The sequence below is a fragment of the Streptomyces sp. NBC_00466 genome (assembly GCF_041433995.1).
Classification (GTDB): domain Bacteria; phylum Actinomycetota; class Actinomycetes; order Streptomycetales; family Streptomycetaceae; genus Streptomyces.
In genome coordinates, this window is record NZ_CP107896.1 from 3712494 (window position 1) to 3737848 (window position 25355).

The 25355-nt window shown below is 71.1% G+C and carries 21 protein-coding genes and 1 pseudogene; 10 read left to right on the forward strand and 12 right to left on the reverse strand.

Annotated features, from left to right (window positions below; translation table 11 throughout):
• Window positions 1–28 precede the first annotated feature (28 nt).
• From OG210_RS16565 to OG210_RS16575, 3 genes are all read right to left on the reverse strand, one after another.
• Window positions 29–1705 carry a sulfatase gene (locus tag OG210_RS16565; protein WP_371537320.1) on the reverse strand — a complete coding sequence of 559 codons (1677 nt, stop codon included), beginning with the start codon at window positions 1703–1705 and terminating at the stop codon, window positions 29–31.
• Window positions 1706–1868: 163 nt separating this feature from the next.
• On the reverse strand, window positions 1869–2432 hold the full coding sequence (locus OG210_RS16570; RefSeq protein WP_328328265.1) for a PadR family transcriptional regulator: 564 nt from the start codon (window positions 2430–2432) through the stop codon (window positions 1869–1871).
• Window positions 2433–2501: 69 nt separating this feature from the next.
• Entirely contained in the window at window positions 2502–3524 is a 1023-nt protein-coding gene (locus OG210_RS16575) for a formylglycine-generating enzyme family protein (protein ID WP_371537324.1), read from the reverse strand.
• 386 nt (window positions 3525–3910) lie between these two features.
• Between OG210_RS16575 and OG210_RS16580 the strand changes: the two genes are divergently transcribed.
• Window positions 3911–4918 carry a LacI family DNA-binding transcriptional regulator gene (locus OG210_RS16580; protein ID WP_328328263.1) on the forward strand — a complete coding sequence of 336 codons (1008 nt, stop codon included), beginning with the start codon at window positions 3911–3913 and terminating at the stop codon, window positions 4916–4918.
• A 42-nt stretch (window positions 4919–4960) separates the two neighbouring features.
• On the opposite strand, the gene OG210_RS16585 is transcribed toward OG210_RS16580, so the two are convergent.
• Complete coding sequence (locus OG210_RS16585; protein ID WP_371537328.1) at window positions 4961–6913, reverse strand: alpha-L-fucosidase; 1953 nt, start codon at window positions 6911–6913, stop codon at window positions 4961–4963.
• Between the two features lie 188 nt (window positions 6914–7101).
• On the reverse strand, window positions 7102–8991 hold the full coding sequence (locus OG210_RS16590; RefSeq protein WP_328328259.1) for a chloride channel protein: 1890 nt from the start codon (window positions 8989–8991) through the stop codon (window positions 7102–7104).
• A 297-nt stretch (window positions 8992–9288) separates the two neighbouring features.
• Here OG210_RS16590 and OG210_RS16595 point away from each other — a divergent pair, with 297 nt between their 5' ends.
• Complete coding sequence (locus tag OG210_RS16595; RefSeq protein ID WP_371537331.1) at window positions 9289–9453, forward strand: hypothetical protein; 165 nt, start codon at window positions 9289–9291, stop codon at window positions 9451–9453.
• A complete protein-coding gene (locus OG210_RS16600; RefSeq protein WP_371537334.1) occupies window positions 9450–10025 on the forward strand; it encodes a MarR family winged helix-turn-helix transcriptional regulator in 576 nt (191 codons plus the stop codon). The genes OG210_RS16595 and OG210_RS16600 overlap by 4 nt, the downstream gene beginning before the upstream one ends.
• Window positions 10026–10073: 48 nt before the next feature.
• Here the strand turns inward: OG210_RS16600 and OG210_RS16605 are convergent, their stop codons facing one another.
• From OG210_RS16605 to OG210_RS16615, 3 genes are all read right to left on the reverse strand, one after another.
• Window positions 10074–11603 carry a hypothetical protein gene (locus OG210_RS16605; RefSeq protein WP_371537337.1) on the reverse strand — a complete coding sequence of 510 codons (1530 nt, stop codon included), beginning with the start codon at window positions 11601–11603 and terminating at the stop codon, window positions 10074–10076.
• Window positions 11604–12104: 501 nt separating this feature from the next.
• On the reverse strand, window positions 12105–13529 hold the full coding sequence (locus OG210_RS16610) for an FAD-dependent oxidoreductase (RefSeq protein ID WP_328328253.1): 1425 nt from the start codon (window positions 13527–13529) through the stop codon (window positions 12105–12107).
• A gap of 46 nt (window positions 13530–13575) precedes the next feature.
• Entirely contained in the window at window positions 13576–14265 is a 690-nt protein-coding gene (locus OG210_RS16615) for a rhomboid-like protein (RefSeq protein WP_371537340.1), read from the reverse strand.
• Window positions 14266–14354: 89 nt separating this feature from the next.
• Here OG210_RS16615 and OG210_RS16620 point away from each other — a divergent pair, with 89 nt between their 5' ends.
• From OG210_RS16620 to OG210_RS16630, 3 genes are all read left to right on the forward strand, one after another.
• Window positions 14355–15248 carry an aminoglycoside phosphotransferase family protein gene (locus tag OG210_RS16620; protein ID WP_328328249.1) on the forward strand — a complete coding sequence of 298 codons (894 nt, stop codon included), beginning with the start codon at window positions 14355–14357 and terminating at the stop codon, window positions 15246–15248.
• A gap of 298 nt (window positions 15249–15546) precedes the next feature.
• Complete coding sequence (locus OG210_RS16625) at window positions 15547–16815, forward strand: bifunctional GNAT family N-acetyltransferase/ATP-binding protein (RefSeq protein ID WP_328328247.1); 1269 nt, start codon at window positions 15547–15549, stop codon at window positions 16813–16815.
• A gap of 287 nt (window positions 16816–17102) precedes the next feature.
• Window positions 17103–17381, forward strand: a complete 279-nt coding sequence (locus OG210_RS16630; RefSeq protein ID WP_371540325.1) for a transposase — start codon at window positions 17103–17105, stop codon at window positions 17379–17381.
• 124 nt (window positions 17382–17505) lie between these two features.
• Here the strand turns inward: OG210_RS16630 and OG210_RS16635 are convergent, their stop codons facing one another.
• Window positions 17506–18381: a LysR family transcriptional regulator gene (locus OG210_RS16635; RefSeq protein ID WP_328328243.1), complete on the reverse strand. Its 876-nt coding sequence runs from the start codon at window positions 18379–18381 to the stop codon at window positions 17506–17508.
• Between the two features lie 94 nt (window positions 18382–18475).
• Here OG210_RS16635 and OG210_RS16640 point away from each other — a divergent pair, with 94 nt between their 5' ends.
• From OG210_RS16640 to OG210_RS16650, 3 genes are all read left to right on the forward strand, one after another.
• Window positions 18476–18793, forward strand: a complete 318-nt coding sequence (locus OG210_RS16640) for a hypothetical protein (RefSeq protein WP_328328241.1) — start codon at window positions 18476–18478, stop codon at window positions 18791–18793.
• Window positions 18790–19548 (forward strand): SDR family NAD(P)-dependent oxidoreductase, encoded by a 759-nt coding sequence (locus OG210_RS16645; protein ID WP_371537345.1) that lies wholly within the window; start codon window positions 18790–18792, stop codon window positions 19546–19548. Before OG210_RS16640 ends, OG210_RS16645 begins: the two co-directional genes overlap by 4 nt.
• A 117-nt stretch (window positions 19549–19665) precedes the next feature.
• A complete protein-coding gene (locus OG210_RS16650; RefSeq protein WP_371537348.1) occupies window positions 19666–20673 on the forward strand; it encodes an amidohydrolase family protein in 1008 nt (335 codons plus the stop codon).
• A gap of 162 nt (window positions 20674–20835) precedes the next feature.
• Here OG210_RS16650 and OG210_RS16655 read toward each other — a convergent pair.
• Window positions 20836–21793 (reverse strand): annotated as a pseudogene (locus tag OG210_RS16655) (IS701 family transposase).
• A 67-nt stretch (window positions 21794–21860) separates the two neighbouring features.
• On the opposite strand from OG210_RS16655, the gene OG210_RS16660 reads away from it, so the two are divergent.
• Entirely contained in the window at window positions 21861–22352 is a 492-nt protein-coding gene (locus OG210_RS16660) for a GNAT family N-acetyltransferase (protein WP_328328235.1), read from the forward strand.
• Window positions 22353–22675: 323 nt separating this feature from the next.
• Here the strand turns inward: OG210_RS16660 and OG210_RS16665 are convergent, their stop codons facing one another.
• On the reverse strand, window positions 22676–24205 hold the full coding sequence (locus OG210_RS16665; RefSeq protein WP_328328233.1) for an MFS transporter: 1530 nt from the start codon (window positions 24203–24205) through the stop codon (window positions 22676–22678).
• Between the two features lie 150 nt (window positions 24206–24355).
• Complete coding sequence (locus tag OG210_RS16670) at window positions 24356–25354, reverse strand: zinc-binding dehydrogenase (RefSeq protein WP_328328231.1); 999 nt, start codon at window positions 25352–25354, stop codon at window positions 24356–24358.
• Window position 25355: the final 1 nt, after the last annotated feature.

Below are 25355 nucleotides of genomic sequence, written 5' to 3' on the forward strand. Positions count from 1 at the left end.
CTCCTCTGTCGTGCCGGTGCCGGCGCTGTCAGCCGTTCCGGGTCGGGTGCGCGGGCCCGGCGTGGGCGGCCTGCTCGGGCTGTGCGGACCGGGTGGCTCGCTCGGGCCCGGCCGCAGGCTGTGTGGCTCGCGCGGGCTGGGCTACGGGGCTCTGGTCGCGGGTCTGCAGCAGCCGGGTCCAGCGCTGGAGCAGCTCGGCGGTGCGGGGCCGGTCGGGGGCATGCCAGGAGACCGGCACGTTCAGGGCGGCGAGCCGGGTTTCGAGGTCGTCGGCCAGGTGGCCCCGGCCGGTGTCGCGCAGGTGCCGGGCGTAGTCGACGGGATCGTTGTAGTACGTCGGTCCGGTCTGCAGGGTGGTCTGCATCGGGTCGGGCAGGCAGCCGGGGCGGCCCGCGTACTCGTTCCACCACTCCGCGAGGTGCGCCCGCATCCGTGCCGCGAGCTCCGGCTCGGCGTCGAGCAGGTCCCGGGTGAGGTACGGGTCCTCCGTGACGTGGAAGAGCTGCTCCCATTCGGCCCGGAAGCAGCCGGGGTGGTAAGTGCGTACGTAGAGGTGGTCACGGGTGCGCACAGCCCGCTGGTAGGTGTGCGCGCCGTGTCCGAGTACCAGGTACTCGCGCGATTCGATCTGCTCGCCGCGTACCGCCGCCGCGAAGGAACGGCCCTGCCAGCCTGCCGGGATGTCCATGCCGAGCAGGTCGCACAGGGTCGGCGCGAGGTCGATGTTGTAGAGGAGGGCGTCGTTGCGGCGGGCCTCGGCGGAAAGGGTGTCGGTGACGCCGGGCCAGTGGAAGACCAGGGGCAGCCGGTGGGTGGGCTCGTTGGCCAGGCCGTGCTCGGCGTAGGAGCCCTGCTCGCCGAAGGACTCCCCGTGGTCGGCGCTGACGATCACCGCGGTGTCCTGGGCGATCCCCAACTCCTCCAGTGTGGCCATGAGCTGGCCCAGGTAGTGGTCCCAGTAGGCGACCGCTCCGTCGTAGCCGTTGATCAGGTGCTCGAAGTCGGCGCGGCCGCGTATCGCGTCGGGCATGTTGTGGGGGACCGGGGAGGTACCCGGACCTGTCAGCGAGTAGTGCAGGTCGAGGGCGCTGCGCGGGCCGTAGATCTCGGCGTGCGCGGCGATCGTCTCCTCGTCCGGCCACGCCTGCACGGGGCCCGAGGCCGCCATCCGCTCGGTCCACTCGGCCGGCTGCGTGTAGTTGGTGTGCGGGTCCCAGTAGGTGAGGTGGAGGTACCAGTTCTCCTCGTCGGCGTGGCGGCGCAGCCAGTCGGTCGCCGCCCGGTTGACGTCGGGGGCCTCCTCGTCGCCGAAGCGGGCGGTGGCCCGGATCGACTCACGGAAGTTGCCGTGGAAGAAGTAGGCCCGGTGCCGCTCGGCGAAGACCGACACGGCGGCCGTGTAGTGGCCGCCCCAGCCCAGCCACTGACCGAGCAGCGGCCGGTCGGGCTCGGGCGCGTGCCCGGCGTCGAGCCGGAACTGCGCGGCCGGGCCGAAGTGCCCCACGACGCCGTTGGTGATGCCGAACTGACCACTCGTCAGGGCGGTGCGCGAGGGCATGCACGGTGAGTCGGAGCAGTAGTAGCGGTCGAAGACGACCGACTTGTCGGCCAGCTTCTGCAAGTTCGGAGTGGTCGGGCGGTGGTACCCGTACGGGGTCGTGTGGTCGGCGCGCAGGGTATCGACGTCCACGTAGATGATGCGCACGCAGGACTCCAGTCGTAGAGGGCGGGAGAGGGCCGGGTAGAGGACCGGGCACACGGAAAGAGGCATGGCGGTGCCGTGGCGGGGGTCCGGAGGCGGGCCGAGGGGCCCGACTCCCGTCCGGTGCGGGGTGGTTCAGCGCGCCCCGGGGGGCCGGGGCGCCGGCTCAGCGGCCGAGGCGCGCTTCCAGGCGCTCCTTGGTCAGCTGGAGCCAGGCGATGTAGGACGCGGTGGACGCGTAGCCGTGCTCGTGGGCCAGGATGTGGGTCTCACGGGCCCAGTCGGCGTCCAGCCCCGGGATCTGCGGTTCATAGGGCTCCGGGAACTGCAATGCGGCTGTGCCGCGGTGCTTGAGCCGGTACTCCAGCTCGGTGCAGACCACGTCGAGCGCGATGGCGGGGTCGAGCTGTCCGGCGAAGATGAAGCGCAGCTTGAAGTCGGGGTCCATCGGGCGCGGTGACGGTTCGAAGGGCGAGTGGGCCCACTCCAGCAGCGCCGCGCGGCCCGCGTCGGTCAGCCGGTACACCTTGGCGTCGGGCCTCCCTTCGCGCGGGTCGACGTCGAAGCCGACCCACTCGCGCTCCACCAGGGTGCCGAGCCGCCGGTAGATCTGGGGCAGTTGCACGCCGTAGCCGATGTAGCGGCCCGGACCGTCCATCCACCGGCGCAGGTCATAGCCGGACAGTCGGCGCAGCGCCAGCGCGCCCAGGATCACGAAGTCGAGCTGCATCTCGGGTCACCTATGTTCTTAGGAACTTATAGCCAGATTCACCCGGTGCCCGGGCCGTGTCAAGGGTGCTCACGCGTCCCGCGCGCAGCGGAACCCGGTGTGGCCACTGGTGCTGTCCGGGGTGTTGGCGGTCCGGGCAGCCACGCGGTACCGGTTGCAGTAGGAGCGGTGGCACATGTGCGAGCCGCCGCGGATCACCTTCGCGCTCCCGGCGGCGGGGCCGCGCGGGTCGTGCGAGACGTGCGGGCCGTACGGGTCGCGCGAGGGGTGCGGGTCGTGCGGCAGACGTTCGGGACGGTCCGTGGCCCACCAGTCGGCGCACCACTCCCACGCGTTGCCGGAAGTGTTGTACAGGCCGTACCCGTTCGGCTCGAAGGCGTCGACCGGCGCCGTTCCCCGGAACCCGTCGGCGGCGGTGTTCTTCGCCGGGAAGGTCCCCCGCCAGATGTTGCAGCGGTACGCGCCGTCCGGGTCCAGTTCGTCACCCCAGGGGTAGCGCTTCTGGTCGAGGCCGCCACGGGCCGCGTACTCCCACTCGGCCTCGGTCGGGAGGCGCTTCCCGCTCCAGGCGGCGTAGGCGGCGGCGTCGTTCCAGGAGACGTGCACCACCGGGTGGTCCGCGCGGTCCTCCAGCGTGCTGCCCGGGCCTTCGGGGCGGTTCCAGACCGCGCCCTGGACGCCGCACCACCAGGGTGTGCGCTCCGGGCGTGGTGCACCCCGGCGGAGCGCGGCGGGGAGGAACCCGGCGAACACGTACGACCAGCCGAACCGTTCGGCCTCGGTCACGTGCCCCGTCGCGGCCACGAAGCGTCCGAAGTCGTCGTTGGTCACCGCGTACGCATCGATCAGGAACGGCTTCAGCCGCACCGGCCGCACCGGCCCCTCGCCGTCCCCGGGAAACCCCTCGGCGTCCTCCGTGCCCATCAGGAACTCACCGCCCGGCAGCCCCACCATGCCGTCCGTGCCGGCTTCGCGGAGTGGCGGGCCGCCCGGTGGCGACGGGCGCGCCGGCTCCGGTACGGGCACAGGTGCGGACGCCCGTACCGCCGAAGGCATGCAGCAGGGAGCGGGGGACGACGGGGACTCGTGCATGATGCTCTGCTCCTTCCGTACGACCGAGGGCGGCACCTCGGTGTACCTAGGTTCCAGCGTACATAGGTGGCGTGCCGCGCCCCCTGAAGGCGGCAACCGCAGCGTGCGGCGCCGGCCCGTCGGAGAACGGCGACTGCCGTCATACGCCGGTCCGCGGCGCGGCGGCAGTGCTGGGGTAATGAAGAGAAGGGTGGACACGTGTCCACTCTCGGGCCCGGGGGTCAGACTGCCACGGGCGGAGCGGCCGGAACAAGAGCAATGAGGGGGTTCTCTTTTCCCGGCCGTTGGGCTGCGGTACGCCAGGTGGACACGTGTCCAGTCGTGTACCCGTCACGTGTACGCTCGGCCTTGCCTCTCCGCCCCGATCGAACTGGAGCCACTGGGACGTGAGCCCCGCCCAGCGCCGTCCGACGAGCGCCGATGTCGCCCGGCTCGCCGGGGTCTCGCGCACCACCGTCTCGTCGGTCATCAACGACGACCGGGAGCGGCCCATCAGCGAGGAGACCCGCCGCCGGGTGCTCGCCGCCGTCCACGAGCTCGGCTACACCCCGCACGCCTCGGCGCGGATGCTCAGGGCCGGCCGGAGCACCATCGTGCTGTTCCCCATGCCGCGCCTCCCGCTGGGCTCCGCGCGCGCCACCTACCTGGAGATCCTCGACCGGGAGCTGGCCGCCCGCGGGCTCACCCTGCTCATCCACGGCGATCGCGAAGCGGGCGGGTTGTCCGGAGCGCGCCTGTGGGCCGAACACCGTCCCGCGGCCGTGCTCGTCGAGGCCGACCGATGTCCGGAGGAGGCGGTGGGGCTGCTGAGGCGAGCAGGTGTCGACCAGGTTCTCCTCGAAGCCCGCCGCCCTCTCCCGTACGCGCCGACGATCGTGATCGACGGCGTCTCGGTGGCCGAACTCGCAGCGCAGTACCTGGTGGACCGGGGCCACCGCCGGTTCGCGTGCCTCGTCCCCGGCGGCGTCATCGCGGGCCTCGCCCGCGACCGTTTCGAGGCCGTGACGACCGTCGCGGGACGAGCGGGCATTCCGGTCCAGCGAGTCGACTGCGCGCTGACGACCGACAGCCTCGCGGCGACGGCCGGCCTCTGGCGCGACCCGGCACGGCGGCCCGACGCCGTCTACGCCTACAACGACGAGTACGCGCTCGTCCTCATCCAGGCGCTGACCGACGCCGGGCTCCGGGTACCGGAGGACATCGCCGTCATCGGCACCGACAACCACCCCCTCGGAGCCGCCCTCCGCCCCGCCCTCACCACGACCTATCTGGACCCGGTCGAAGGCGCGGCGGCCGTCGCCTCCGCCATCGAGCGGCTCCTCGACGGCGGCGAACTCGCCCCGGGCCTCGCGGAGATCGCCCGGCCGAGGATCATCACCCGGCACTCCGCCTGACCGCCTGCTCAGCCTTGCCCGTCCCCCTGCTTCGGCGGCACGTTACTTCGGCGGCACGTTCAGGTGGAGCGAAGCCGACGCGAGGCGCGGGGTGGCGCGGGCCTGGAGGATTCTGATCCGGACGCGGTCCGTGCTCACCGGCTCGGGCAGCGTCAGGATGCGCGCGTAGCCGATGGTGGTACCGGTCGCGGTCTGCTGCCAGGCGGTGCCGGTCCAGATGTCGACCGCGAACCCCTCCACCTGCTGGCCCCTGGTGATGTCCTCGCCGAGCCGGATGCGGTCGAAGGCGCGGGCCCCGGACAGCCGCACGGTGACATCGCCCGTGGTGGCCCCCTGCGACGGTGACCAGGCGGTGGTGAGACGGCCGTCGGTCAGGGTGCGCAGGACGGGGTCGCGGCGGCCGAGCCCCGCCGTGAGCAGGTTGCGGCCGTACGTCGCGGTCACCGAGTCCCCGAACGCGGTGAGGGAACCGACGTCCGGTGCCGCGATGCGGCCGTCCCGGCCGGGCGGGACGTTCAGCAGGAGTACGGCGTTGCGGCCCACCGACTCCTCGTAGATCGTGACCAGTTGCTGGGGTGTCTTGGGCTTCTGCTCGGGGTGGAAGAACCAGCCGGGGCGCAGTGAGACGTCCGCCTCGGCGGGGAACCACTGGAGGTACTCGATCCCGGGTGCGGTGATCTTGGCGCGCGAGCCGATGTCGGCGGCGCTCGGGCCGTCCGGGAGCAGCCCTTCGCCGTGTGCGGTGGCGGGGTCGGCGGTCGCGGGGGTGACGCTCCACTCCGTGGTGCGGCCCACCCCGTTCTCGTTGCCGATCCAGCGGGTGCCCTGCGGGCCCGCGAAGGTCACGGTGTCGGGGGAGAGGGCGTGGATCAGCCGGAACCAGGCGGTGAAGTCGTACTTCTCGGTGATCCCGGCGTCGGTCCAGGGGTTGGCGCCGTCGAGCCACAGCTCGTCGATGGGGCCGTACTGCGTGAACAGTTCGTAGAGCTGGTTCAGGTAGTACGCGTTGTAGTCGTCGGCCTGCACGGTGAAGGACGGGATCCGGCGCGAGGCGAGCGCGTCGGCCCGGTCGTCGTCGGGAACCAGGGTCGGGATCGTGCGCCGTACGACCGGACTTCCGCTGCCGTAGCGGCCCTGGCCGCCGGGGGCGCGGTCGCCGTCGTCGACCGTGGCCTGCTCCTCGATGCTGAGCGACTGCCCCGACGCCTGTTTCGCGCGGATCTCCTCGACGTACTGGGCGTGCCAGGCGTGCGGCTGCTCGGAGCCGTCGGCGGGGGAGAGGTAGACGCCCACCTTGAGGCCGGCCCGGCGGGCGGCCTTGAGGTAGGTGCCGAGGACGTCGCCCTGGGGGTTGCGGCAGCCGGCGTTACGGGCCCGCCAGTAGGCGGCCGGGTCGTCGGAGCGGTGGGCCTCGGCCTGTGCGCGGGCCTTGGCGGTGGCGGTCCGCTCGGCGTCGGAGCAGCCGTCGGTGCGGATCCACCAGGGGCTCGCGATCACCGAGTGGTTGGAGTAGCGGGTCGGGAAGAGGACGAAGCCGTCGTGGTGCTTGGCGGTGAACATCACCTGGCGGGCGCCGGCCGCCTTGTACGCGCGCATCCACTGGTCGGCGTCCATCCCGGACGGGTCGAACGTCGCCTCGTCCTCGGCGCCCGAGCCCCATTCACGGTTGGTGAAGGTGTTCATGCCGAAGTGGGTGAAGGCGGTCACCTCCCGCTGCTGCCAGGCGACTTGGGAGGGCCGGGGGACGACCTGGGACGCCTTGCGCACGATGGTGTCCGGGGTGTCGGACGCGTCGATCGCGATCTGCGAGGCGGAAGCCGGTGGGGCAGGCCGTGGGGCGGACCGTGGGGAAGTAACCCGATCTTTTCCGAAGGGGGCGCCGCTGGGGCCGGCCTTTCCGGGGGAGGCGACCGCTGGTGCGGCGGACAGGAGTGGCAAGGAGGCGACGCCTACTCCCAGGGCCAGTACGGATCGTCGCCCGACAGGCGTTCCCATGAGTGCTCCTTCGGTCCATGGACGCAGAGTGGAACGTATGGTCTAGACATCCAATGTCTGTCGGGCAGCAGTCTGCTGCGCCTCCGGGGCCGTTGACAAGGGGCTGTACGCGAACAGCCGCCGGCCCAGCGGTGAGGGGCGGCCGATGCGCATCGGCCGCCCCTCGCCGCTGGTTCGCGGTCTCCGGGCTATCCGCCCTGCTGGAGTTCCGGCTGCGGCTCCCGTTCCACAGCCTGCTGGAAGCGGCGTGGCACCAGGCTGAGGAAGCGCTCGGTGTGGTGCTCCTCGTGCTGGTCTATCCGGCGGGCTTCGAGCAACTGGCGCAGGCTCAGCAGCCCTTCGAGCCGGTCCGGGTCGGCCCGGTCGACGATCACGACCCGGGTCACGTGGTGCGAAGCCATGCGGTTGGCGATGGTCCGCAGGGTCTCGTCGGGGTACGCGGTCACGGCGGGCCGGGCGAGTTCGCCGAGCGGGGTCCCGTCGTCGTGGGAGCTGAACAGGAAGTCGGAGCGGGTGACGACGCCGGCCAGGTGCCCCGCCGGGTCCATCACGGGGTAGAGCCGCTGGGCGAGGAACCCGTCGACGTCATGGCTGCCGTGCGGAGCGGCCAGCTCCCGCTTGATGTCGGCCACGGTCTCGTCGGTGCGGAACGTGGCGGTGATGGGGGATTCGAGCTGCCGTACGAGATGGACCTCCAGCGGGTCCACCGAGTACTCCCGGGTGAGGTGCAGCCCCCGGCGGGCGAGCTTCTCGGTGAGGACGGACCGCTTGAGGACGATCACCGAGAGCAGATAGGCGGAGGACGCGGTGATCACCATGGGGAGCATCGCGTTCATCTCATGGGTCAGTTCGAGGCAGAAGACGATGCCGGTCAGCGGGGAGCGCATGACCCCGCCGAGGACTCCGGCCAGCGAGACCAGGGCCCAGAAGCCGGGGCTCACGGCCGGGAAGACCAGCCCCTCGGCCGCGCCCAGCGCACCGCCGATCATGAACATCGGGGCGAGGACGCCGCCCGAGGTGCCCGAGCCGAGCGACAGCCCCCAGATCAGGGTCTTGACCACCAGGATGCCGATGATCAGGCCCACGGTGGCCCGGCCGGTGAGGAGCTGGTCGATGACGTCGTATCCGACGCCCAGCGCGCGGGGCTCGATCAGCCCGCCGGCGCCGATGATCAGGCCGCCGATGGCGGGCCACCACATCCAGTGCAGCGGCAGCTTGGCGAACATGTCCTCGGAGAAGTACACGAGGGCGGTCGCGCCGAGTGCGAGCAGCCCGGCGCCGAGCCCGGCGACCAGGCACAGGCCGTACGCGGAGAGGGGCAGCGTGGCCGGAACATGGGAACCGCCGAAGAGCGGGGCGCTGCCCAGGATCGGTTCGCGGACCAGGGTCGCGGTGACCGCGGCGACCGCGACGGGGATGTAGGAGCGCGGGCGCCACTCGAAGAGCAGCAGCTCGACGGCGAGCAGGATCGCGGCCAGTGGCGAGTTGAAGGTGGCCGCCATGCCGGCGGCGGAACCGGCGACCAGCAGCGTCTTGCGCTCGTCGGTGGTGACATGCAGGAACTGGGCGAGGATCGAACCGACCGCGCCACCGGTCATGATGATCGGCCCCTCGGCGCCGAACGGCCCGCCGGTGCCGATGCCGATGGCCGACGAGACGGGCTTGAGCACGGCCAGCCGGGGCTGCACCTTGCTGCCGCCGACCAGGATCGACTCGATGGCCTCCGGCATCCCGTGGCCGCGGATCTTCTCCGAGCCGTACCGGGCCATCACGCCGATGACCAGCCCGCCCACGATGGGCATGAAGAGGATCAGCCACCAGTGCGAGGTGGAGCCCGGTGTGGTGGCGCCGAAGGCGAACCGCCCGTGGAAGCAGAGGTTGGTGAACAGGTTGATCAGCTTGAGCAGACCCACCGCGACCAGGGCGGCGACCACACCGACCGGTACGGCGAGTACGGCGATCAGCGCGACCCGGGGCGGGACGTGGAAGTCCCCCAGGCTCTTGACCTTCTGCGGGGATATGAGCCGGCCGGGGGTGCGGGCCGGTTCCGGCTTCGCGGCGGGGGCGGGCGGGGGCATGGATTTCCTCCGTTGGTGGTGCAGGCAGGGGCAGTGCCGTCACGGGCGCACGGAAGAAGGGCCGTCGGCGTACCGCGGGTGAAGCGGTGCCGGCGCCCCTGCGTATGAGTGGCTTACGCGATGGCGGTGTAGGGCGTCATTGCCCTGGGAGCTGCCGATGCCCTGTGCGGAGGGCGGCAGTGCGGGAGGGGCGGTCCGTGGCGCGGGAGGCGCCAGTTGCGGATGCCCGGATACTGGTGGGAACGGATGAGCGGTAGCCAGACTACCATTGCAGACTGCAATGATTACTGCGGCTCCGTGAACAAACTGTTGAACGAGCTGTTGAACGAGCTGGTGGACGAGCTGGTGGACGGCTTGACGCGCAGCCTGATGAACGGCCTGACGAGCAGCCGGGTGGCCCCGGCGGACAGGACCGCCCGGGTGGGAAGCCCGGCGGTCGGAAACGGTGGACGGACCGCATGACGGGCGAGCAGACGGCTGCGGGCAGCCCAGCCGGGGACGTGGCCGGTCCCCCTGACGACACCGGCACGGCCGGCCCCCCTGACGAGACCGATGAGGTCACCGCCGCGGTGATGGCCGCCGCACGGCTGCTGGTCGGACTCTCGGCACGCGCGCTCGCCGAGGTCGGCAGCGCGCTGACTCTTCCGCAGCTGCGGACGCTGGTGGTGCTGGACTCCAGCGGGCCCGTGAAGCTGGCGGCGCTGGCGGCCACGCTGGATGTCAACGCGTCGACGGCGATGCGGATGGTGGACCGGCTGGAGGCGGGCGGTCTGGTCGACCGCAAGGTCAATCCGGAGAACCGGCGGGAGGTCGTCCTGCGCACCACCGGCGAGGGCACGGCGCTGGTCGGGACGGTCCTTGAGCACCGGCACCGGGAAGTCGCCGCGCTGGTGGGCCGGCTGCCGGTGGACGTACGGGCCGGGCTTGTCGTGGGGCTCAGGGCGCTGACTGTCGCCGCCGAGAGCCCGGAGCCCGACCGGCCACCAGGGGCACCGGACGCCCGGGACGTGCTCACGGGCGGCACCGGCTTCTGAACCGGTGCCACCCGTGATGGCGAGTGCGGGTGTGGGTGTGGGCGCGGGTCAGGACGTGTAGCCCGAACCGATTCCCTGCACCACGTACGCGCACTCCGTGTACGTGTAACCCGGCCGGATCTTGGCCGTGTTGCTGCCCGAGGTCGTGTTCGAGCTGTTCAGCGACTTGTGCAGGAAGTACGTCGTGCCGGGCGGCAGTGAGATCGTCCGCTTCGGGTAGCTCTTGCCGCCCTTGCAGGCGCCGAGCTGCGCCGCCACGTCGCTGGAGTACGTCGAACAGCCCTTGCACGGCGCGAGCTTGAAGCTTCCGGTGACCGGGCCGGTGTAGAGGATCTCGACCTCGTCCGGGCTGTCGTTGCTGACCGTGACCGGGATGCTGCCACCGGACGACATCGACGGCAGGTGCTTGCCCGCCGCCGCCGTGCTCTGCGCGATCTCCGCGGCGATGGCGATCTTCTGGGCGCGGGCGTGGTTCTTGTCGCTCCGGTAGGCGCTCGCGAAGTCGGACAGCGTCTTCTGCGCCCCGGTGAAGTCACCTTTCTCGTACTGGTCGACACCGCAGGCGTACGTACCAGACTGGACCTTCTTCCCGGCGGTCGCCGCGTCCTTGCGCAGCGCGTCGGTCAGGGCGCTGTCGACGCCCGCCTCCTTGCCCGGCAGGCCGACGGCCTGGCCCTGGAGGATCTTCAGGCGCTCGTTGGCCTCGCACGGCCGGGAGCCCTTGAGATCGCCCGCGGCCCGGTCGATCTCGGAGCTGACGGCCGGTTCCACCTTCGCGGCCTGCTTCGACGAGGGGAACGTCGTGAGCAGCTCACCCAGGTTCCCGCTCGGTGACACGACGTCCTTCCCGGTGCCGAGGCCGGTCACCCCGCACTCGTACAGCGAGGTCGCGAGCTTGTCGTCGGGCCACCCGGCCAGTGCGCCCAGCTGCTTCCTGCCGTAGGTCCCGGGCACCGTCCGGAGATACGTGAGCGGTTCGACGGCCTCGCAGTACTTCTTCTCGCCGAACGGTGTGGCGACCGTCTCGTAGTACGTGTGGAGGGAGGCCGGGACGCGGTGGGCGGCCCGGGAGTCCGCGTGGTGGGCGTCGAGGTCGTGGTACGTGGTCAGGGCCTTGTTGTAGTACGCCCGCGCGAGGGTGAACTGCTGGCCCTTCGCCTGCGTGACCAGCCGGTCCGCTTCGGCGAGCCGGTCGAGGAGCATCTGCTGGGTGGCCTCGTCGCGAGCCCCGTCGTAGAGCACGACGCCGCCGACGGGTGCGGCCAGCAGCACCAGGCCGAGCGCGATCGCGACCGTCGGGTGCGGTGGCCAGACGATGCTGTGCCGAAGCCCCCGGTACGCGCCGTGGGCCGCGGCCAGCACCAGGAAGGCGAGATACGCGACGACCACGCCGACGGGCACGCCGTCCGGGTCCGCGGGCAGGGCGATCGCCAGCAGCACGCCGGTCGCCACCCAGCACACCGCCAGGGCGAGCCGGCGCCTGAGCAGCAGATAGCCGAGGCCCAGGCCGCTGAGGTTGAGCAGCGCCACGGCCGCCGCCCGCAGCGGATCCGCCGGTGCGGGCGGGGTGGGAGGCACGGGCGGGACGGTGGGCATCGGGGGAGGGGAGGACGGGGGCGGCGGGCCGAATCCACCGGTACCGAATGCACCGGACCCGCCGTGCTCGCCCTGTCCGCCGCCCCTGTCGTCCCTGTCGTCCCTGTCGTCCCCTCCCCGGCCGCCGTACCCGCCGGACGTCCCCAGAACCTCCGGCGGCCCGAACCCGCCCGAAGGCTCCGGCCCGCCGTTTCTCTCCGCCCCGTCCTGCTCATTCCCGGACATGCCGTATACCCCCCGGTCGCCGGCCACCCGGCGCCGAGGCGCCCGGAGACCGTCACTGTCGAAACGCAGACCCACTGATCCAGACCCACTGAAAACGCTGTCCGGATCACCGGAACGGTGCGCGTCTTCTGTGTTTGCTGTGTGTCTACGTATCTACCACGGACATGCCCGCTGTGAACTCCCGATTACCGCCCGTGCGGAGGGACTTGGGGCGGCGCTCGCCGGACCCCGCAAGCCCTCCGCGCGAACCCGCGGAACTCAGCGCCCCGCGATCCGGTCCGCGATCGTCGCGATCCGGTCGGTGGCCGTGCTGCGGCCGGTGAGTTCGCGGGCGTCCGCCGCCCGGTACGCCCGGTACATCCCGTGCACGCCCAGCCAACGCAGCGGCTCGGGCTCCCAGTTGCGCACCTTGTGGTTCACCCAGGGGAGCGTGGTGAGGTCGGTCGGGCCCGACTGTCCGGAGTCCTGCTGGATCAGGTCACGCAGCGTACGGGCGGCCAGGTTGGCGGTGGCCACGCCCGAGCCGACGTAACCGCCCGCCCAGCCGAGCCCTGTCGACCGGTCCAGGGTGACGGTGGCGCACCAGTCGCGCGGGACGCCGAGCACCCCGGACCAGGCGTGGTCGATCCGTACGCCTGCCGTGGCCGGGAAGAAGCGCACCAGGATCTCGCGCAGCGCGTCGATGGTGGCGGGCTCGGTGCGCCCGGCGCGGTCGGCGCGGGCGGCGCGCGAGCCGTAGCGGTACGGGACGCCGCGTCCGCCGAGCGCGATGCGGCCGTCGGCGGTGCGCTGCGCGTACATGTACGCGTGCGCCATGTCGCCGAGCGTCTCGCCGCCCTGCCAGCCGATGGTGTCCCAGACGGCCTGCGGCAGCGGTTCGGTGGCGATCATCGAGGAGTTCATCGGGAGCCAGCTGCGCCGGGCGCCCTTGAGGCCGGCCGTGTATCCCTCGGTGCAGCGCAGGACGTAGGGCGCGCGGACCGTTCCGTACGGGGTGACCGCGTGCTTGGGCCTGATCTCGGTGACCGGTGTCGACTCGTGGATGGTGACGCCGAGCGCCTCCACCGTCTCGGCCAGGCCCTGGACCAGTTTCGCCGGGTGCAGCCGCGCGCCGTGCGGGGTCCAGGTCGAGCCGACGGCCCCGGTGACCCGGATCCGCTCGGCGGTCTCGCGGGCGCCGTGCAGGGTGCGGTCCGTCTCGCCGAAGGCGATCTCCACCGCGTGGAAGTCCTTGAGCCGCTGCAACTGGGCCGGTGTGTGGGCGACTTCGAGGACACCGCCCTGCTGGATGTCGGCGTCGATCGACTCGTCGGCCGCCGTCTTGACGACTTCCGCGACGGTGTCGTTCATGGCCTGCTGGAGGCGGACGGCCGCATCGTGCCCGTGCAGCTTCGCGTACCGGTCGCGGCCCGCGATGCCGTTGTAGAGCCAGCCGCCGTTGCGGCCGGACGCGCCGTAGCCGCAGAACCTGGCCTCCAGCACGGTGATGTTGAGGAACGGGACGGCCTTCTTGAGGTAGTACGCCGTCCACAGCCCGGTGTACCCGCCGCCCACGATCACCACATCGGTGCTCGCGTCGCCCGGCAGGGGCTCGCGGGCGAGGGGGGTGCCCCGGTCCGCGTACCAGAACGATATGCCGCCGTTGACGGTGCCGTTGACTGTGCCACTGACGGTGGAGCTCATGAGGACCTCTGCCTTCTGGACCGGTCCGCCGGATCGGACCGCTTGATCAGGGCCGTTCGGTGTTCCTCCGGCGGTTGCCGGGAGCGTAGCGCCGCAGGGGGGCCAGCAGGCTCAGCGGGTTCCACGGCGGTCCGCCGAGGCCCCGGGTCAGCGGATAGCAGGCGAGGCCGATGAGGACCGAGGCGAAGTGGCCCAGGTCGGTGAAGGTGCGGTCGGTGAACAGCGGCAGGCCGAACACCGCGAGGACACCGGCCAGATACACGTAACGCCAGGGCCGGGCGATCCGGTAGGTCAGTACGGCGATGACCCCGGCCAGCGCGTAACTCACGCCCACATCAAGCGTGTTGACGGCCGATCCGGGGGCGCGGTCGTGGTGGATCGCCCAGAGCAGGGCGCCCTCGCTGATGAAGGAGGCGAGGACGTGCGCGAGTACGGCGACGGACAGCCAGCGGAGCGTGCCGAGCCAGCGCTCGGCCTGCGCGTGGAAGACGGTGTAGAGCACGGCGTACGAGATCCAGCCGCCGCCGTCGATGTACATCGCGCTCTGGAACAGCACCTGGACGGGGTGCGTGGACAGTTCATGGATATTGGTGGAGCGCCTGCCGAGGTAGTGCCGCTCGAAACTCGGCGACATCTGGTGCAGCGCGATGGTGGTGACGAAGAGGATGGCCAGCCAGACGTAGGTGCCCGGAGCGCTGCGGATGTAGGAGGCGACGGCGTGGCGGACGCGGTTCATGCGCCCGATTCTGCTGGTTGGCTCCCGGGGGAGCGGGGGTCACCGCGCCGTGACGGGGCGGGCGGAGTACGGAAGGGAAGGGACGCGGCATGGGTGAGCGGGCGGACGGGAGCGAGCAGGTGGAGGACCGGGTGGCGGCGGACCGTGCCGGGGAGTTCCTGGACCGGTGGGGGCTGCGCCAGGAGGGGCCGCCGATGCGCGGCCGGGTCGCGGTCGTCCTGCCCGTGGTGCGTACGGCCGACGGGGCGCGGGCCGCGCTGAAGCTCCAGGAGGTGGACGCGGAGACCGCGGGGGAGCCGGTCGCGCTGCGGGTCTGGGACGGCCGGGGCGCCGTCCGGCTGCTCGACCACGACCGGGCGACCGGGACCATGCTCATGGAGCGGCTGGACGAGGCCAGGCCGCTGGCCTCGGTACCGGACGTGCTGGCGGCGACCGAGGTCGTCGCGGGGCTGCTGGCCCGGCTGACGTCCGTGCCCGCGCCGGACGGGATGCGGCGGCTCGGGGACATCACGGCCCGGATGCTCGACCGCGTACCGGCTGCGGTCGGGTCGCTGGCGGACGAGGCGGACCGGCGGCTGCTGAAGAGCTGCGCGGCGGCCGTACGGGAGGTGGCGGGCGAGCCGGGGGACCGGCTGCTCCACTGGGACCTGCACTTCGACAACGTCCTGGCGGCCGGCCGTGAGCCCTGGCTCGCCATCGACCCGAAGCCGCTCGCGGGCGATCCGGGGTTCGAGCTGCTGCCCGCGCTGTGGAACCGCTTCGGGGAGGGCGGGCTGCTGCACCGGTTCGACCTGATGACCGATGTGCTGGGGATGGCGGGGGACCGGGAGCGGGCACGGGCCTGGACGCTGGGGCGCGTCCTGCAGAACAGCCTCTGGACCGTGGAGGAGGGCGAGGGGCGGCTGACCCCCGGGATGACGGAGATCGCCCGGACGCTGCTGGCACCAGGGGCGGTCGGCAGGGGTCTGCGGGAAGGGGCCTGACTGCCACGGAAGTCGCGCCGACTCCGGGCAGTCGCGCCGTGGCTGTCAGCTGTCCCACGGTTTTGGGCAGCGGCCTCCTGAGTCCGGGCAGCGGGCCTGTGTCTCCCGGCGGCAGCCCCATGACTCGGGGCAGCCGTCCAGCGACTCCCGGCAGCGGCCCCATGACTCCGGGCAGCCGTCCAGCGACGAAGCGTACGGTGCGCCGCCCGGCTTTGTCCGCGGTGTCGAAGGCCCTGCCACACCGCCGCTCATAGCCTCAGGTCCTTCCGAAGGGTCCTTCCGACCAGAGGTGACAACGATGAACTGGCTCATCCACGACTACCGCGAGGACGACCTCGCACCCGTCGTCCATCTGATCGACAGCACCGCCGAGCTCGGCCAGGAGTCGGTGTTCTCCCTGGCCGAGTGCATAGGGGCGCTCACCTCCCGGCAGCCGGCCGTGGTCGCCATCAGCGGCGGCGTGCCGATCGGGGCCGCGCTGGCGACGGTGTCCGGGACCAGGGCCTGGGTGATGCGGATCGCCATCGTCCCCGGGCTGCGCGGCCAGGGCCTTGCCAGCGCGCTGCTGAAGGAGCTGGAACGGCGGCTGGTCGGGGCCGGGGTGCGGACCATCGCCTATGTGCTGCCGGAGGAGGAGCTTCTCGGTGAGGGCCTGCACAACGCCGGCTACGACCGCCGTCCCGCCGTGGCCTACTTCGAGAAGTCCCCGGCGCGCGGAACCGTCCGGGGCCGTCTGGAGGAACTCGGCGGCCGGCTGCTGGACAACGACCTGTGGGCCGCGGTGGCCGGGATGGAGCAGGAGAAGCACCTGATCGAGGCCCGGGTGGTCCGTCCGCTGGCGGAGCCCGAGCGGGCGGCCAGGCACGGGGTACTGCCGCCCAGGGCGATCACCCTGTTCGGCCCGCCGGGGACCGGCAAGACCACGTTCGCCCGTGCGATCGCCTCCCGGCTGGGCTGGCCGTTCGTCGAGCTGCTGCCCTCGCGTCTTGCCGACGAGGGCAACCTCGCCGCCGCGCTGCGGGCGGCGTTCGCGGGTATCTCCGAGCTGGAACGGGTCCTGGTCTTCATCGACGAGGTCGAGGAGATCGCGGCCGAGCGCGGCAGCGCGGAGCGGCCGGGGATGCACGGGGTGACCAATGAGCTGCTGAAGCTGATACCCGGTTTCCGGGAGGGGGAGGAGCGGCTGCTGGTCTGCGCGACCAACTCGATCCGCTCGCTGGACCCGGCGTTCCTGCGCCCCGGACGCTTCGACTACCTGCTGCCGATCGGGACGCCCGACGCGGTGGCGCGCGAGGCCATCTGGTCCAGGTTCACCGTGACCAGGACCGATGTGGATGTGCGGCGGCTGGTCGAGGCCAGCGAGCTGTTCACCCCGGCCGATATGGAGCATGCCGCGCGGAAGGCGGCCCAGGCGGCCTTCGAGCGGGACCGTTCCGGCGGGGAGGCCGGATCGGTGGGCGCCACCACCGAGGACTATCTCGCCGCCCTGGCCCTGGCAAAGCCGACGGTGACACCGGGGATGCTGGAGGACTTCAGGGCCGACATCACCAGGCATGCCAGGACCTGACAGCGCCGGCCCGGCCCCGGGGGCGGCGGTTAGGGCCTTTCGTTTGGACCATGCCGGGCTCGCGGGGTCTGGCACGCGCAGCTGCAAGGCGTTGTCGTCAATCGCAGGTGGTCGCCTTGGTGGATTCCTGCTGGTATGAGGGCGGATGAACTCGTAGCGTGCCGGGGCCGGTTGGAGGAGTTCGCTGGGGAGGTGTTCGCGCCTTTGGTGCGTGCTGATCAGGGGGTGAGGGTGGGCTGTATCTGCGGGGCCTGCTGTTGGACGGGCGTCGGAAGTCGATGCAGCCGATGGCCGGGCGGCTGGGTGTGGATCATCGGCAGTTGCAGCAGTTCATGACGTCGTCGACCTGGCCGGTGAACACGGTTCGTGCCGGAGTGGCCCGCCGGGCGGTGGCGGTGGTGCGGCCGCAGGTGTGGGTGGTGGACGACACCGGGTTCCCGAAGGACGGAACGTCCTCGCCCGGGGTGGCCAACGCGAGCACATCGAATGCACGACCCGGATGCTGCGCACCAAGCTCCGGCGTCGGGGAGCCCCTGGACGGAGAACTCGCCCCGCAGGGCGGATGAGTCAGGCGGTCAGGCCGAGTCGCCTGCCCCGCCGCCTCTGAGCTTCGCCGGCGAGGATCCACACCCTGGACGGAAGGCCGTACACCACCGCGAAGCCCTGCTCCGTGCCTGCTCCGACACCGGTTCACACGTCGGCTGCCGCAGCCGGCGCGTCACTCGCCCCGAGAGCCGCCCGGATGAAGGCGGCCACGAGGGGCCGCCGGTCGGTCTGCGACCAGGCGACGACGAGCTGGCTGCTCGGCGCGTCGACCACCGGGATGTACACCAGGGCCGGGTGCGCGGGCTGGGCGAGCGAGCACGGAAGTACAGCGATGGTGCGCCCCAGCTGGATCAGCTGGACCATCTGCGTGACATCGGTGATCTCCGGCCCGTCGGCTCCCTCAGGGGCACCCGTCCAGTCGACCCCCTTCCAGCGTGGCAGTGTCTCGTGCTCCAGGTCCGCCATGGTCAGCTCCGGGCGCGACGCGAGGCGGTGGTCCCGCGGGAGGATCGCCACGCGTCCCTCCACGGAGAGCGTCTCGTGATCCAGCCCGGACAGATCGTCGAACGGCGCGTACAGCAGCGCCATGTCGGCACGCCCGTCGCGTACGTAGTCAGCGCGATCGGTGGCGCCACCGAAGATGATGTCCACCTGGCGCGCTTCAGGCCAGCGGGAGTAGGCGGCCAGAATGCTCGACAGAAGACCGGCTTCCCAGCCGGGCTTGATCACCAGACGGAGATGGGCGTGCCGATCGCCGGCCCGGCGCGTTTTCTCTGCCGCGGCGCTGACCGCGTTCAGGGCGTGCCGACCGTGATGCAGCAGTGCCTTGCCGGCCGGTGTCAGCGTGACGTGACGACTGGAACGCTCCAACAACTGGACCCCCAGCCCTGACTCGAGCCGCCGGATCGCCTTCGACAGCGTCGGCTGGGCGATCGCCAGGCGCGACGCTGCCCGGCCGAAGTGCAGTTCCTCGGCCACAGTCACGAAGTACTCCAACTCCCGCGTTTCCAGATCAGCCACGTCCGCAGGCTATCACTTTATCCATTCCTTTCAGCTATGGAACGAGAGCCGGGATGCCTTGGACGCGACAGAGAAAGGCCTGTTCAATGGAGCAATGATTCAGCACACGATGATCGTTTCGTTCGACAATTCGATTCCTGAAAGCGATCTGGACGCCTACCTCAAGGACGTCGAGAACCTCATGCTGGGGTCGGGCCACGTCCAGGCGTTCTCGGCCGGGCGCCACATCCGCGTCCCCGGCGACGACCACGCCCCGGTGTTCATCTCCACCGCCGTCGTGCAGCTCGGCCTCGCCGACATCGACGCCCTCAACGCGACCTTCGCCATGCCCGAGGCTGTCGGGCTCATCCGCCGCTGGCAGGCCCGCTACCCGTACAAGGCCGTATGGGTCAACCACGAGCCGCTGGCATGAGCAGCTTCACGGGCAAAGCCGGCCTGGTCACCGGCGCAGGCAGCGGGATCGGGCGCGCCGGCGCGCTCGAGTTCGCCCGGCGCGGGGCCGCCGTCGGCGTCCTCGACCTCGACGCGCGCAGCGCCGAGGAAACCGCGACACTGATCGCCAAGGAGGGCGGCACCGCCGAGCCGATCGGCCTCGACATCAGTGACGAGCGGTCCGTGCAGCGGGCAGTCGCACACCTCGAGGAGATGTTCGGCGGGCTCGACTTCGCGTTCAACAACGCCGGTATCCCTTCCACGAGCCGGGAACTCACCGAGATACCGGCCGAGGACTGGGACCATGTCCTGCGGGTCAACCTGACCGGCACGTTCCTGTGCATGAAGTACGAGCTGCCCGCGCTCCAGCGGCGCGGCGGCGGCGCGATCGTCAACACCGCCTCCAACGGCGGCCTGTACGCGATTGCGCACGCTCCGGCCTACGTCGCGAGCAAGCACGGCGTCGTCGGTCTGTCCAAGGCCGCCGCCATCGACTACGCGCCGGACGGTATCCGCGTCAACGCCCTGTGCCCGGGGCTGACCCGGACCGCCACGTTCGACGCCGTCGCCGATATGGCAGGCCCCGGCATGGCGGCCCAGCAGGAGGCCGCCACGCCGCTGGGGCGGCTGGCCGCCCCGGAGGAAGCGGCGGCCGCAGCCGTGTGGCTGTGTTCCCCCGAGGCGTCCTACGTCACCGGCATCGCCCTGTCGGTCGACGGCGGCCGACGCGCCTGACAACTGCCGTCAGGGGAGGGTTTGGCAACCGCCAGCTGCCCAAACCCTCCCCTGCTCCCTGCTCCCTGCTTCCTGCCCCCGACTGCCGGCGAACCAGCATCGCTTGAGGAGCCACGCATGGCCACCGAAAACCGCGTCATCGCTGTCGAAGAACACTTCGTCACGGACGCATACGTGCAGACAGCCCACGGCCTCGACCACTTTCCCGGTGACCGGACCGAGGTGCAGCTGACCCGCGCGGTCGAACGCAACGAACCGACCCGTTCCCAGCTCCTCGACCTCGACGCACGCCTGGCCGGCATGGATGCGGCCGGGCAGGACATGGCGGTCCTGAGCCTGAATCCGCCCGGCGTCCAGCCCTATGAGCCGGCCGACGCGGTCGGCCTCGCCCGCCAGTTCAACGACTCCCTGGCCGAGATCGTGCGCCGGCACCCCACTCGGTTCGCCGGCCTCGGCACCGTCCCCCCGCAGGCCCCTGAACAGGCCGCCGAGGAGACCGAGCGGATCATGGGGCCGCTCGGCCTCAACGGCATCATGATCAACTCACACACCGAGGGGCGATACCTCGACGACGACCGGTTCGCTCCGCTACTGGCGGCCGCAGAAGCGCACCGGGCCCCCATCTACCTCCACCCGCGCGTGCCCAGCATGCTGAACCAGTACTCCGAGTACGGCCTCTCCGGCGCCATCTGGGGTTACGCCGCCGAAGCCGGGCTGCACGCAATGCGCCTCATCCTCAGCGGCACGCTGGACCGCTACCCCCACCTGACCTTCGTTCTGGGCCACCTCGGCGAAGGCATCCCGTACTACCTCACGCGCATCGACAACCGGCACGCGTACGCCTCGAAGATCGCAGGCGCCGCCACTGCGATGCGCACGCTGGAGCACACTCCCAGCGAGTACTTCCAGCGCAACTTCGTCATCACCACCAGCGGTGTCGACGACCCCAACGCCCTGGAATTCGCTCTGGGCGCCGTGGGCGAGGACAACGTCATGTTCGCCGTCGACAGCCCCTACGAGGACACCGCGGCTGCCGTCGAGTTCCTCAAGACGGCACCCGTCACCGACACCCAGCGCGCCAACATCAGCCACCGCACCGCCGAACGCGTCTTCGGACTGCGCTGAACCGGGAGGCACCGACATCGCGACCTTCCCTGCGCCTCGCACCACCGTCTCGCCGCCCTCCTCCGCCTCGCATCTGCACGCACCACACCCCGCTCGGGCCGGGGCAGGTTCCGGTCCAGGTGGCTGACAGGTGTTGGAGGAGAGCCAGGGCCTGGGAGAGGGTCAGGCCCTGGCAGGGGCTTTTGGGCAGGTCCGCTGTTCGGTCAGGAAGAGGTGGGCGGCGGTGACGAGGGTGACGTGGCGGTGCCAGCCGGTGAACGAACGGCCCTCGAAATGGTCGAGTCCGAGCGTCGTTTTCAGCTCGCGGTAGTCGTGCTCGATGCGCCACCGTAGTTTCGCGAGGCGGACCAGGTCCCGGGGCGGGATGTCGGCCTGCAGGTTGGAAATCCAGTACTTGACCGGTTCGTTCTCCCCTTCGGGCCACTGAGCGATCAACCACCGAATTGCGATGACACCGTCCGGGGCGGGTTTCGGGCGGCGGCCGGCGAGGCGGACACGCAGGAAACACGAAGCGGGCGGACATGGCGGCCTTCGAGCCCTTGCGCCAGGTGACCGTGACTGCTCGTGCACGTCCGGCGGCCAGGACGTGTTCGCGCAGGCCGATGGGCCGGGTCCGGTAGCGGGGCAGCGGACGCGGCCCGAGCCCGCCGTAAGGCGGCTGGTGCGGCACAGCCGCCTCGGCATGAGCGGTCATCAGCGGGCACGACGCGGTGTCGGACGCGGCATGGACACGCACCCCGATCTGGCAGTTCCCGACCTTGCCCAGTGTGCCGGAGTACTGTCTGGCCACCCCGGGCGAGGACGTTCCGTCCTTCGGGAACCCGGTGTCGTCCACCACCCACACATGCGACCGCACCACCGCCACCGCCCGGCGGGCCACTCCGGCACGAAGCGTGTTCACCGGCCAGGTCGACGACGTCATGAACTGCTGCAACTGCCGATGATCCACACCCAGCCGCCCGGCCATCGGCTGCATCGACTTCCGACGCCCGTCCAACAGCAGGCCCCGCAGATACAGCCCACCCTTCACCCGCTGATCAGCACGCACCAAAGGCGCGAACACCTCCCCAGCGAACTCCTCCAACCGGCCCCTGCACGCTACGAGTTCATCCGCCCTCATACCAGCAGGAATCCACCAAGGCGACCACCTGCCTAGAGACGTAACAAAGCCCTACTAGGCTGCGCGGATGATTCGCAACGCCACAGCTGCCGACGTTCCCGTCATCCACGAGATGATCCGTGAGCTCGCGGAGTACGAGAAGGCCCTGCACGAAGCCCGCGCCACCGAGGCGCAGTTGCACGAGGCGCTGTTCGGCGAGCGCCCGGCGGCGTTCGCGTTCATCGCGGAGACACCGCAGGGGGAGACCGCCGGGTTCGCCCTGTGGTTCCTCAACTTCTCCACATGGCGCGGGGTTCACGGGATCTACCTGGAGGACCTCTACGTACGCCCGGAACTGCGCGGCGGCGGGTACGGCAAGGCCCTGCTGACCGAACTGGCGCGGACCTGCGTGGAGCGCGGGTACGAACGCCTGGAGTGGTCGGTGCTGAACTGGAACGAGCCGTCGATCAAGTTCTACGAGTCCCTGGGCGCCCGGCCCCAGGACGAGTGGACGGTCTACCGGCTGACGGATGACGCGCTGGCCGGGCTGGGCAGGCGGGGCACGGCCCAGCTGTCTTGACCCGTGGCCGCGGGGTGCCGCGCGGAAACCGGAGCGCCGGACGCCGGCGAAGCGCCGAGCGGCCCCGCGGCGGCCGACAACCTTCGACCGCGTGGGATCAACTTTCCCCCGAGGAAACCTCGGTCATGTGCCAGTCGATCACACGGACCGCAGCGTTCTCAAAAGGCCAAGTGGCCTAGCTACAAGCCTCTGACATGGGAAGACGCTTTCTCCCCGTGAAGCGGCACTTGGCGGCCGGGACGGTCTTGGCGGGAGATGTACGGACAGCCGCACTGGTTGCCGGGTCACGGGCTGGACGTCGACCGCGGACTCACCGTACTCCGTCAGCCCGAAGTCCCCCCTGCGCCCTTGCCTGCGCCCTCCGCCGCAGCCTCGCGTCGGCTCGGTGAGGGCGCGGTCACCATGAGGTACGCGACCAGCGAACCCACCACCATGAAGCCGGCCGCCCATCCCGTCGCGATGTTGAAGCCGTGCACCACCGCGGTCTTCGAGAGCTGCGCCTGCTGGGACTTGCTGATGCCGGGTCGCATATGGCCGGCGAGGTAGCTCGCGGTGGTGGTCGTCGCGATGGTGTTGAGCAGGGACGTACCGATCGATCCGCCCACCTGCTGGGCCGTGTTGACGGTTGCCGACGTGACGCCCGAGTCCTGTGGGGCCACACCCGATGTCGCCGTCGCCATCACCGGCATGAAGACCAGGCCTATGCCGAGACCGAGCAGCAGGGTGCCCGGCAGGATGTGCTCGGCGTAGTTGGAGTGCGGCCCGATGTAGGTCAGGGCGAAGAGGCCGCCCGCGCCGATCAGCATCCCGGGCGATATCAGCAGGCGCGGCGGTATGTAGTGGAGCAGCCGGGCCGAGATCTGTGTCGAGGCCAAGATGAGCATCGCGGACATCGGGAGGTAGGCGACGCCTGCTCGCAGGGGGCTGTAGCCGAGGACGTTCTGCAGGTAGTACGTCAGGAACAGGAAGAGGCCGAACATGGCCAGCGTCGCCGTCCCCATGGCGATGATCGAGCCGGCGCGGCTGCGTTCCCTGATGATGTGCAGCGGCAGCATGGGATGGGGCGCGCGCCCCTGCCACCAGGCGAAGACGGTGAGCAGTACGACGCCGGCGATGAGCAGGCTGATGACAAGGGCCGAGGACCAGCCCTTCGTCTGGGCCTCGCTCACGGCGTAGACGATCGCCACGAGGCCCCCGCAGCCGAGGATCGCGCCGGGGATGTCGAGGTGGCTCTCCTTCTGCCCCTGGCGGTCGCTGAGCAGGGTGAGGGCGCCGAAGACGGTGATGGCCGCGATGGGTACGTTGACATACAGGCACCAGCGCCAGTCGAGGAACTCGGTGAGGATGCCGCCGAGGAGCAGCCCGATGGCCGCGCCCGCGCCCGCGATGGCGCCGTAGATGCCGAACGCCTTGGCGCGCTCCCTGCCCAGCGAGAAGGTCGTGGTGAGCAGGGAGAGCGCCGACGGCGCGAGAAGGGCGGCGAACGCGCCCTGGAGCGCGCGGGCGGCGAAAAGCATGGAGCCGTTCACCGCCCCGCCGCCGAGTGCGGAGGCTACGGCGAAGCCGATGAGGCCGATGATGAACGTCCGTTTACGACCGACGAGGTCGGCGACGCGGCCACCGAGCAGCAGCAGCCCGCCGAACGCCAGCGTGTACGCCGTGATGACCCACTGGCGGTTGGCGTTGGTGAGGTGCAGGTCGTGCTGGGCGGACGGCAGGGCGATGTTCACGATGGTGGCATCGAGCACCACCATCAGCTGCGCCAGCGCGATGACGGCCAGCCCCCACCAGCGATGGGGGTCGGGCTGGTCGGGACTGGTGGGCTCCGGGGTGGATATCGCCGGGTCGCTCATTTGTCCAGAGGATCACAGAATAGTGGTGTTCGCCCTTTAGTGGGGGTTGTTTGTGTTTGGTACCAATTGCGGCCAGACAGGGTCGGGCGCGGTCAGGTGGGGCCAGGTGGGGGGCGTAATCCGGCCGTTCTGCCCGCGGCCTTTCCCCCCTCACGGGATCAGCACCACCTTCCCCGTCGTGCCGCGCGTCTCCAGTGCGCGGTGGGCCGCTGCCGCCTCGCTCAGCGGGAAGCGCTGGACGGCGGGGCGCAGCCGTCCGGCGGCGGCCTCGGCCAGGGAGAGGGTCTCCAGGGTCCGGATGTCGCCGCCCGCCCTCTCGGTCATCACCGGGCCCAGGACGCCCTGGGACGTGATCCCGCGTGCCGCCAGCTCCTCGTCGGTGAAGGTGAGGGGTTCACCGTCGTGCGGCCCCTTCCCCGACCAGCCGAAGACCAGGTGCCTGCCGTCCCTGGCGAGCAGGTCCACGGCGGCGCGGCCGGTGGCGCCGCCCACCGAGTCGAAGACGACGGTCGCGCCCCGGTCGCCGAGGTGGGCGCGGACCTCGTCGGCCCAGCCGGGCCGGGTGTAGTCGACGGCCAGGTCGGCGCCGTTCTGCCGGACCAGGGCGACCTTGGCGGGGCCGCCCGCCAGGCCGACGACGGTGGCGCCGAGGTTCTTCGCGTACTGCACCAGAAGTGTTCCGATGCCGCCCGCCGCGGCCGGGACGATCGCGACGCTGTCGGCGCCCAGGTCAGCGAACTGGAGGATGCCCAGTGTGGTGCGCCCGGTGCCGATCATGGCGACGGCCTCGGCCTCGTCCAGGTTCTCCGGGATCTCGTGCAGCCTGGCCGCGTCCGTCACGGCGAGGGCGGCGTATCCGCCCGGGTTCATGCCGAGGTGCGCGACGACGCGCCGGCCCAGCCACTGCGCCCCGGTCCCCGCGCCGAGCCGGTCCACCGTGCCGGCGACCTCGCGGCCCGGGACGGTCGGCAGCTCGGCGGAGGCCGGATACGGGCCCGGCAGCCCCTGTCGCAGCGCGGTGTCCAGGAGGTGGACACCGGACGCCGCGACGGCGATACGGACCTGGCCGGGGCCCGGTTCCGGGTCGGCGACGGTGTCGTACGTGAGGTTCTCGGCGGGCCCGTACTCGTACAGTCGAATGGCTCTCATG

Bases quoted from the DNA above. Each gene is read 5' to 3' on its own strand.
- OG210_RS16665 (WP_328328233.1), bottom strand. From the start codon at position 24,205: ATGAGCGACCCGGCGATATCCACCCCGGAGCCCACCAGTCCCGACCAG.
- OG210_RS16670 (WP_328328231.1), bottom strand. From the start codon at position 25,354: ATGAGAGCCATTCGACTGTACGAGTACGGGCCCGCCGAGAACCTCACG.
- OG210_RS16645 (WP_371537345.1), top strand. From the start codon at position 18,790: ATGAGCAGCTTCACGGGCAAAGCCGGCCTGGTCACCGGCGCAGGCAGC.
- OG210_RS16575 (WP_371537324.1), bottom strand. From the start codon at position 3,524: ATGCACGAGTCCCCGTCGTCCCCCGCTCCCTGCTGCATGCCTTCGGCG.
- OG210_RS16590 (WP_328328259.1), bottom strand. From the start codon at position 8,991: ATGCCCCCGCCCGCCCCCGCCGCGAAGCCGGAACCGGCCCGCACCCCC.
- OG210_RS16640 (WP_328328241.1), top strand. From the start codon at position 18,476: ATGATTCAGCACACGATGATCGTTTCGTTCGACAATTCGATTCCTGAA.
- OG210_RS16570 (WP_328328265.1), bottom strand. From the start codon at position 2,432: ATGCAGCTCGACTTCGTGATCCTGGGCGCGCTGGCGCTGCGCCGACTG.
- OG210_RS16650 (WP_371537348.1), top strand. From the start codon at position 19,666: ATGGCCACCGAAAACCGCGTCATCGCTGTCGAAGAACACTTCGTCACG.
- OG210_RS16600 (WP_371537334.1), top strand. From the start codon at position 9,450: ATGACGGGCGAGCAGACGGCTGCGGGCAGCCCAGCCGGGGACGTGGCC.
- OG210_RS16615 (WP_371537340.1), bottom strand. From the start codon at position 14,265: ATGAACCGCGTCCGCCACGCCGTCGCCTCCTACATCCGCAGCGCTCCG.
- OG210_RS16660 (WP_328328235.1), top strand. From the start codon at position 21,861: ATGATTCGCAACGCCACAGCTGCCGACGTTCCCGTCATCCACGAGATG.
- OG210_RS16630 (WP_371540325.1), top strand. From the start codon at position 17,103: ATGGCCGGGCGGCTGGGTGTGGATCATCGGCAGTTGCAGCAGTTCATG.
- OG210_RS16585 (WP_371537328.1), bottom strand. From the start codon at position 6,913: ATGGGAACGCCTGTCGGGCGACGATCCGTACTGGCCCTGGGAGTAGGC.
- OG210_RS16625 (WP_328328247.1), top strand. From the start codon at position 15,547: ATGAACTGGCTCATCCACGACTACCGCGAGGACGACCTCGCACCCGTC.
- OG210_RS16610 (WP_328328253.1), bottom strand. From the start codon at position 13,529: ATGAGCTCCACCGTCAGTGGCACAGTCAACGGCACCGTCAACGGCGGC.
- OG210_RS16620 (WP_328328249.1), top strand. From the start codon at position 14,355: ATGGGTGAGCGGGCGGACGGGAGCGAGCAGGTGGAGGACCGGGTGGCG.